The following is an 8,516-nucleotide window of genomic DNA, read 5'->3' as shown; positions in this document are numbered from 1 at the left end:
GTGCCGGCCGCTGGCCGGCACCCCCGAGGGTTACCCGAACTCGAACCCCATCTCCGGCAAGGCGGGGCCAACGAAGTCGCCCTGCACGTAATCCACGCCGGCACTGAACAGCAGGGTCATCGAATTGGCGTCGCTGACGAACTCGGCGATGGTGCGGATACCGGCTTCCTGCGCACGCGCGGTGATCTGGCTGATGCGGTCGATGTTCTCGCGGGTGGCGGCCAGATCGCTGGTGAAACCGCGGTCCAGCTTGAGGAACTGCGGCTGGAAGTGAGCCAGCAACTGGAACGAGTCCAGCCCCGAACCAAACTGCTCCAGGCCGATGCGGCAGCCCAGGGGCGCGACCTCGGCAAGGAACTGCTGCGCGCTGCGCAGATGGGTGAACACCTTCGCTTCCGGTGCATGCAGCCACAGCCGTTCGCCCGGCACACCCTGTGCCTGTAGTTCGCGGCGCAGGGTGGCGATCATCTGCGGATCGTCGAACGATTCCGGGGTGACCTTCACCAGCACCTGGGTGGCGTGGCCTTCGCGCGCACGTTGGCCCAGCACCGCAATGGCCCGCGAAACGACCCAGCGGTTGATGTCGGCCAGCAGCCCGTGCTCTTCGGCAATGCCCAGGAATGCGGTCGGGCTCAGCAGCTCGCCGTTGTGCTCCAGGCGCAGGTAGGCCTCGTACAGTTCCAGCGGCTCGCCCTGCAGATTCAGCACCGGCTGGTAGTGCAGCTGGAAGCCGTCGCCGGCCAGCGCTTCGCGGATGCGTGCCACCCAGCGCAGCACGCGCTCTTCCTCCACGCGGTCGGCAGCGGCGGGGTCGAAGATGCGGCAGGTGTTGCCCAGCTCGGCCGCAGCCTGCGTGCATTCGCTGGCACGCGCCAGCACCTGGCCGATGCTGGCGATCTTCTCGCCCACCTGCACGCCACCGATACTGACCGTCACCGTGGCCGAGCGTGCGCCAATGCTGAAGACGTGCGCGGCATAGGCTTCGCGGATGCGCTCGGCCAACGCGACGGTCTGCGCATAGGGCCCGGCCTGCAGTACGGCGAAATTGTGTTCGCCGAAGCGGGCCAGCTGCGCGTCCTCGCCGACCACCTCGGCCAGCAGGGCCGCGAGCGCGCCGATCAGCGCATCGGCCGAGGCCAGGCCGATGTCCGGGAGCAGGCGCGCGTAATGGTCCGGCTCGATCAACAGCAGGCCGAACTGGCCTTCGCTGCGACCTGCCTGGGCCACCGCGCTTTCCAGCTGCAGCATGAAGGTCGGTCGGTTGAGCAGGCCGGTGACCTGGTCACGCTGTCGCAGGTCCTCGACTTCGCGTGCCAGCTCCGGATCGAATTCCATGCGGCGGCGGAGTACCACCTGCAGGCAGGATTCGCCCTCGTAGGTCGCCGCCGTGAATTCCATCGTTGCAGGAAACGCGCTGCCATCTTCGTGACGGGCGTCGAGCTGGTACTGCGGTGGCGGCGCTTCGCCACGGCTGAGGCCCTTCAGCAGCTGCTTGAAGCCTTCCACATGCTGCGCGGCGACCATGTCGAGCAGCGAAATGCCTTCGATGTCGTCGAAATGCTCGTAGCCGAACATTTCCAGATAAGCGTCGTTGGCCCGGATGTGCATGCCTTCATGCACGTAGGCGATGGGGTCGCGCGAGGAGGCGATCAGCGCGTCGCAGCGGCGCTCGGTTTCGCGCATCTGTGCCTCGATGCGGCGCAGGCCACGGCGCGCCTGCAGGTCCACCCACTGGTCGCGGACCACGGCCAGCAGATGCTCGGGGCGCTGGCGCAGGGCGAGGGCGCGGATGCCATGGCTGCTGGCCTGCACCAGCTCGTCCTCGTCGATGCGCTCGGCCAGCAGCACCAGCGGAATGTCCTTGCCGCTGGCGGCGATGTGCTGGGCCACCAGCGGCAGCGGAATGCCCGGCGACGGCGAGGCCAGCACCAGGTCGATGGCCTGGCTGTCCAGCACCTGGGCCAGCTCGGCCGCATCCTGCGGGCGCCACGGGCGCACCGCGATGCCACTGTTGCGCAGGGCGCTGACGATGGCTTCGGCATTCTCGCCGCTGTCATCGACGATCAGCAGGCGGATGGTGATGTCGTTCGCGTTCTGCATGCACTGCTCCCCAATCTGCAAATCTAGATACACGATGCGCGCCGAACCGTCCATGCGCGCACCCCTTGCGCGCATCGAACGGCGATGTGGTTCACACCACGCCGCCGGCCGCGTGGCCGCTGGCCCAGGCCCACTGGAAGTTGTAGCCGCCCAGCCAGCCGGTCACGTCCAGCACCTCACCGACGAAGTGCAGGCCGGGTACGCGCCTGGATTCCATCGTCGAGGACGAAACCTCGGCGGTGTCCACGCCGCCCAGGGTGACCTCGGCGGTGCGATAGCCTTCGGTGCCGCTGGCCACCAACGGGAACGCGCCCAGCAGCTGCGCGGCCTGGCGCAGCACCGGCTCGTCCAGCTGGCGCACCGGGCGGTCGGGCAGCCAGTGTTCGCACAGGCGCTGTGCAAGCCGCTTGGGCAGTACCTCGCCCAGCACCGTGCGCAGCTCGGCGGCCGGCCGCTCGCGCTTCATCTGGCGCAGCCATTCGCCCGCATCCTGGCCGGGCAGCAGGTCCAGCTCCAGCGTGTCGCCGGGTTGCCAGAAGGACGAAATCTGCAGGATTGCCGGGCCGCTGACGCCGCGGTGGGTCAGCAGCATGAAGTTCTGGAAGCTCTTTCCGTTGCAGCGCGCCTCGATCGGCAGGGCGACACCGCTGAGCTCGGCCAGCCGCTCCTGGTGCTTGCCGCTGAGCGTCAGCGGCACCAGCCCGGCGCGGGTCGGCAGCACCGCGTGGCCGAACTGGCGTGCGATCTCATAGCCAAAACCGGTGGCACCCATGCTGGGAATGGACAGCCCGCCGGTCGCGACCACCAGCGAGGCACAGTGGAACAGGCCGTGGCTGGTGTGTACGCGGAAACCGTCGCTGCCGTGCTCGATGCGCTGCACGCTGCAGTCGGTACGGACCTGCACGCCGGCCGCCTGGCATTCGTCCACCAGCATCTTCACGATCTGCTTGGATGAGACATCGCAGAACAGCTGCCCCAGTTCCTTCTCGTGGTAGGCGATGCCGTGCTTGCTGACCAGTTCGATGAAATGCCAGGGCGTGTAGCGGGCCAGCGCCGATTTGCAGAAGTGGGGATTGGCCGACAGGAAGTTGGCCGGGGTGGTACCGGTGTTGGTGAAGTTGCAGCGGCCACCGCCGGACATCAGGATCTTCTTGCCGATCTTGTTGGCATGGTCGATCACCTGCACCTGGCGGCCGCGCTGGCCGGCGGTGATCGCGGTCATCAGCCCGGCCGCGCCGGCGCCGATGACCACCACATCGCAGCGGATCGTGCTCATGCCTTGGCGCGCTTGCGCCAGTTCGGGATGATGTCGAGCTGGATCTGATCGTTGAGAATCTGCACTTCCTCATCCTGGATCAGCACGCTGAAGCGCATGGCGCGCTGGATCTGCTGGCCCCACTGCTCGACGAAGGCACCGTCGAGGTCGACCACCGACAGGTTGTCGAAACGCGCCAGGCCCTTGCCCTGCTTGGTCCACCAGATCTCGGAGGCGTTGCCACCGTAGTTCACCACCTGCACCTGGCGGCTGCGGTTGCTGGCCTTGCGTATGCGCGATTCGTCCGGATGGCCCAGGTCGATCCACTGCAGGATGTCGCCGGTGTAATCGTGTTCCCACAGGTCCGGCTCATCGTCGGTGCTCAGGCCGCGGCCGAATTCCAGGCGATCGCCAGCATTGAGGGCGAAGGCGAGCAGGCGCACCATCAGGCGCTCGTCGGTCTCGGACGGGTGCTGGGCCAGGGTCAGGTTGTGGGTCGCGTAGTAGCCGCGATCCATGTCGCTGATCTGCAGTTCGGCCTTGCGGATGGTGGCGGTAAGAGCCATGGGGGATCCGTGGACTAAAGAGGACAATGATAGAGGTTTGCTCCAGGGGTGTCCGTTGCCGGGCTGTCGGCAAAGCGTCAACGTGGCACGCTTGCACGCTCTATCCACCGCAGGAATGGACGCGATGACCCCGCCCAGCCGCTTGCAGCTGCCGCCCGGCCACTGGCCCAGCCTGCTCGATGGCCTGTGCGCGCGTTTCCCGCGCATCGACCGCGCGCAATGGCAGGACCGCTTCGCCCGTGGTCGCGTGCAGGACGCGCAGGGCAGGGCGCTGGCGCCGGACCTGCCCTGGCAGGTGGGGCTGGAGATCCAGTACTTCCGCGAGGTGGCCGACGAGCCGGTGATTCCGTTCGCCGAGACCATCGTCCATCTGGATGCGCACCTGCTGGTGGCCGACAAGCCGCACTTCCTGCCGGTGACGCCGGCCGGCCGGCACGTGCGCGAAACCCTGCTGGCGCGTCTGATCGCCCGCACCGGCAACGCCGAGCTGGTGCCGCTGCACCGGCTGGATCGGCTGACGGCCGGGCTGGTGCTGTTCTCCACGCAGCCGGCCTCACGCGATGCCTACCAGCGGCTGTTCCGCGAACGGCGCATCGAGAAGATCTATGAGGCACTGGCACCGGCCCTGCCGGGCGTGGCGTTCCCACTGCAGCGGCATAGCCGGCTGGTGCCGGGCGAGCCGTTCTTCCGCATGGCCGAAGTGCCCGGCGACCCCAATGCACACAGCCGAATCGAACCGATCGAGGCCGACGGGCCGATCTGGCGCTACCGGCTGCGGCCGGCGACCGGCCGCAAGCACCAGCTGCGCGTGCACATGGCCGCGCTGGGCGCGCCGATCGAGGGCGATGACCTGTATCCGCAACTGAGGTCGCGCCCGCAGGGGGCGGTCGAGCTGCCCCTGCAGCTGCTGGCACAGGGGCTGGCCTTCGATGATCCGCTCAGCGGGGAACGGCGGCAGTTCAGCAGCCAGCGCCGCCTGTGCCTGCCGGATCAGGCCGGGTAACGCGGTTCAGCGGCCGGGACGCCGGGCCAGCCAACGGTCCAGTTCGGCGGCGAACAGCTGCCGGTCGCGTGGGCCGAGGGGCGGCGGGCCCCCGGTCTGGACCCCGGCGCCGCGCAGCTCTTCCATGAAATTGCGCATCGACAGCCGCTCGGCCATGTTGTTCGGGGTGTACAGCTGGCCGCGCGGGTTCAGCGCCACCGCCTTCTTCTCCAGCACCAGCGCAGCCAGCGGGATGTCCTGGGTGATCACCAGATCACCGGCGGCAACCCGCTCGACGATGGCACTGTCGGCCACATCCAGGCCCTGCGGCACCTGGATCGAGCGCAGCCAGCGCGAGGGCGGGGTGCGGATCCACTGGTTGGCGACCAGGGTCAGCTCGATCCCGACCCGTTCAGCGGCCCGGAACAGGATGTCGCGAATGACGCCAGGGCAGGCATCCGCATCCACCCAGATGCGAGGGAGGGCGGGTTCAGCTTGGGTTTCAGCTTCAGTCATTTACCCAGTGTAGGGTAGGAAAAACCTGAATGGGGACTCGGAGTTAGCCACGATCGGCTGTCAGCCCTTGTCACGCCTAGCGGGCAGGGCCTGCCCATGAACGTCCGGGCTATCGCTTTTTGCAGAAAACACGCGTATCGTTCGTCCCACTGTGTTTGCTAGGGTCACCGTGAATCGTGGCCTGGTGCAGTTGATCTCACGATCCGCTCATCGATCCGCTTTACCAACGCCTGCAACTCAGTCTCGGCCCCGATACCCGGTGGCTGCGATTTTTTCAACATGTGTTTCAGGAGTTAGTCAAATGTCTGATCGTCAGACCGGCACCGTCAAGTGGTTCAACGACGCCAAGGGCTTCGGCTTCATCACCCCGGAAAGCGGCCCGGACCTGTTTGTGCACTTCCGTGCCATCCAGGGCACCGGCTTCAAGACCCTGCAGGAAGGCCAGAAGGTTACCTTCATCGCCGTCCAGGGTCAGAAGGGTATGCAGGCTGACCAGGTGCAGGCGGTCTAATCCGTCTGCTACCTTTAGGTAGCCAGAACGCCGGAAGCGAAAGCTTCCGGCGTTTTTTATTGCCCGCCGTTTCGTAGAGTCGAGCTTGCTCGACTGCATTCAACGACGGTCTTTGAGACCAATCGAGAATGGTTCGACTCTACAGAGGGCAGGCACGCCGCGGTACGATGCAGGTCTTCCCAAGGATCATCCTCATGCGCATCGTCCACCACTTGGAAAACTCCCGTTCGCTGCGCGTGCTGTGGATGCTTGAAGAGTTGGGGCTGGACTACGAGCTCCGCCGCTATCCGCGTGATCCGAAAACACTGCTGGCGCCCCCGGAGCTGCGCAACGTGCATCCACTCGGCAAGTCGCCGGTGCTGCAGGACGGTGAGCTGGTGCTGGCCGAGTCCGGCGCGATCCTTGACTACCTTGCCGACCGCTACGACACCCAGCGCCAGCTCTCGCCGTCACCGATGCCGGCCGAAGGCGCCGAGCGCATTGCCTACCGCTACTGGCTGCACTACGCCGAAGGCTCGGCGATGCCGCCGTTGCTGCTGACCCTGGTGATGGGGCGCATCCGCAACGCGCCGATGCCGTTCTTCGCGCGCCCGATCGCGCGCAGCATTGCCGACAAGGCCGAGCGGGGCTTCATCGGCCCGCAGCGGCGCTTGCACCTGGACTGGATGGAGCGCCGCCTCGCCGAAAGCCCGTGGTTCGCGGGTGAGCGGTTCAGCGCGGCGGACATCCAGATGAGCTTCCCGATCCAGGCCGCGGCCGCGCGTGGCGGTGGTCTCGACGACAAGCCTGCACTGCGTGGTTTCCTCAAGCGCATCGGCGAGCGCCCGGCCTACCAGCGCGCCGAGGCCCACGGTGGCCATCTGCAGGCGCTCAGCGGCAATTGAGGCAGGCGGCCGTCGCCCCCATCTTCAAGGTCATGGATACCGACTCCCCCCGTTTCGACAACCGCTTGCTGCACAGTCTGCCGGGTGACCCCGAAGCCGGCCCGCGCCGCCGTGAAGTGCTGGGCGCGGCCTGGTCGCCGGTGATGCCGACCCCGGTGGCGGCGCCCACGTTGCTGGCGTGGGCACCGGAGGTGGCCACGCTGCTCGGTTTCGAAGCCGCTGAAGTCGAAGGCGAAGGCTTCGCCCGCGTGTTCGGCGGCAATGCGCTGTACGCCGGCATGCAGCCGTGGGCGGCGAACTACGGCGGGCATCAGTTCGGCCACTGGGCCGGGCAGCTGGGCGATGGCCGTGCGATCTCACTGGGTGAACTGGTGGCCCCGGATGGACGCCACTGGGAGCTGCAGCTGAAGGGCGCGGGCCCAACGCCGTATTCGCGCGGTGCCGATGGTCGCGCAGTCCTGCGCTCGTCGATCCGCGAATTCCTGTGCAGCGAAGCGATGCACCACCTCGGGGTGCCGACCACGCGTGCGCTGTCACTGGTCGGCACCGGCGAAGACGTGGTGCGCGACATGTTCTATGACGGCCACCCACGTGCCGAGCCTGGCGCCATCGTGTGCCGCGTGTCGCCCTCTTTCCTGCGTTTCGGTTCGTTCGAACTGCCGGCTTCGCGCGGTGAAACCGTGTTGCTGCAGCAGCTGGTGGATGCCTGCATCGCCCGCGATTTCCCCGAGCTGGAGGGGCAGGGCGAGGCGCTGTATGGCGACTGGTTCGCGCAGATCGCGGTGCGCACCGCCGAGATGATCGCACACTGGATGCGCGTGGGTTTCGTGCATGGCGTGATGAATACCGACAACCTGTCCGTGCTCGGCCTCACGCTCGATTACGGCCCTTACGGCTGGGTCGAGGACTTCGACCCGGACTGGACGCCGAACACCACCGACGCGCAGGGCCGCCGTTACCGCTTTGGTACGCAGCCACAGGTGGCGTACTGGAACCTGAGCCGGCTGGCGCAGGCGCTGGCGCCGCTGTTTGCCGATGTGGCACCGCTGCAGGCCGGTCTAGCCGCCTACCAGTCCACCTTCGTGGCATGCACGCGCCGCGATGCCGCCGCCAAGCTCGGCCTGGCCGCGGCCGACGACGACGACCTGCAGCTCTACCTGCGCTGGCAGCAACTGATGCAGGACGGCGCCATGGACATGACCCTGGCCTGGCGCGCGCTGATGCGCATCGATCCGGCGGCACCGGATGCGGCGGTGCTGGACGCGGTGTACTACGACGAAACGCGCCAGCAGGCGGTGCGGGCGCCGTTGCAGCAGTGGCTGCAGGACTACGCGACGCGGTTGCGCGCCGATCCGCTGTCGGCCAGCGAGCGCGCTGCGAAGATGGCTGCAGCCAATCCGCTGTACGTGCTGCGCAACTGGCTGGCGCAGGAGGCGATCGACCGCGCGGAGCAGGGTGACCTCGGCGGCGTGCATGCGCTGCAGGAGGTGTTGCACGACCCGTACACCGAGCGCCCGGGGCTTGAACACTTCGCCGGCAAGCGCCCGGCGTGGGCCGACAACCGCGCCGGCTGCTCGATGCTGTCCTGCAGTTCCTGAGGATGGGTGTTGGCAGGGCTGCGCCCTGCACCTGCAGAGGCAACAGCCAAAGCCAAAGCAAAAGCCAAAGCCAAAGCCAAAGCGGATCTGGATTGCTGATGGTC

General features: G+C 67.2%; 8 protein-coding genes. 4 read left to right on the top strand and 4 right to left on the bottom strand.

Annotated features, from left to right (window positions below; genetic code table 11):
- Positions 1-30: 30 nt before the first annotated feature.
- The 3 genes from O0J73_RS20155 to O0J73_RS20145 form a co-directional block, all read right to left on the bottom strand.
- Complete coding sequence (locus tag O0J73_RS20155) at positions 31-2,100, bottom strand: EAL domain-containing protein (RefSeq protein ID WP_040009725.1); 2,070 nt, start codon at positions 2,098-2,100, stop codon at positions 31-33.
- Positions 2,101-2,191: 91 nt separating this feature from the next.
- Entirely contained in the window at positions 2,192-3,376 is a 1,185-nt protein-coding gene (locus O0J73_RS20150) for an NAD(P)/FAD-dependent oxidoreductase (protein ID WP_006434527.1), read from the bottom strand.
- Entirely contained in the window at positions 3,373-3,921 is a 549-nt protein-coding gene (locus O0J73_RS20145; protein ID WP_197564998.1) for a YaeQ family protein, read from the bottom strand. The genes O0J73_RS20150 and O0J73_RS20145 overlap by 4 nt, the downstream gene beginning before the upstream one ends.
- A 124-nt stretch (positions 3,922-4,045) precedes the next feature.
- Between O0J73_RS20145 and O0J73_RS20140 the strand changes: the two genes are divergently transcribed.
- Positions 4,046-4,924: a pseudouridine synthase gene (locus O0J73_RS20140; protein WP_308309478.1), complete on the top strand. Its 879-nt coding sequence runs from the start codon at positions 4,046-4,048 to the stop codon at positions 4,922-4,924.
- A gap of 6 nt (positions 4,925-4,930) precedes the next feature.
- Here O0J73_RS20140 and O0J73_RS20135 read toward each other — a convergent pair whose 3' ends face one another.
- Entirely contained in the window at positions 4,931-5,419 is a 489-nt protein-coding gene (locus O0J73_RS20135; RefSeq protein WP_308309477.1) for a YaiI/YqxD family protein, read from the bottom strand.
- Positions 5,420-5,720: 301 nt separating this feature from the next.
- Between O0J73_RS20135 and O0J73_RS20130 the strand changes: the two genes are divergently transcribed.
- The 3 genes from O0J73_RS20130 (at position 5,721) to O0J73_RS20120 (ending at position 8,412) form a co-directional block, all read left to right on the top strand.
- Positions 5,721-5,930: a cold-shock protein gene (locus O0J73_RS20130; RefSeq protein WP_004153307.1), complete on the top strand. Its 210-nt coding sequence runs from the start codon at positions 5,721-5,723 to the stop codon at positions 5,928-5,930.
- 194 nt (positions 5,931-6,124) lie between these two features.
- Positions 6,125-6,814, top strand: a complete 690-nt coding sequence (locus O0J73_RS20125) for a glutathione S-transferase (protein WP_197565000.1) — start codon at positions 6,125-6,127, stop codon at positions 6,812-6,814.
- Positions 6,815-6,846: 32 nt separating this feature from the next.
- Positions 6,847-8,412 carry a protein adenylyltransferase SelO gene (locus O0J73_RS20120; protein ID WP_308309476.1) on the top strand — a complete coding sequence of 522 codons (1,566 nt, stop codon included), beginning with the start codon at positions 6,847-6,849 and terminating at the stop codon, positions 8,410-8,412.
- Positions 8,413-8,516: the final 104 nt, after the last annotated feature.

Origin of the sequence: Stenotrophomonas sp. Sm6012 (assembly GCF_030985895.1) — a bacterium.
GTDB classification, from domain to species: domain Bacteria; phylum Pseudomonadota; class Gammaproteobacteria; order Xanthomonadales; family Xanthomonadaceae; genus Stenotrophomonas; species Stenotrophomonas forensis.
The sequence above is the reverse complement of the archived record's forward strand: the minus strand, read 5'-3'. Positions and strand labels throughout refer to the sequence as shown.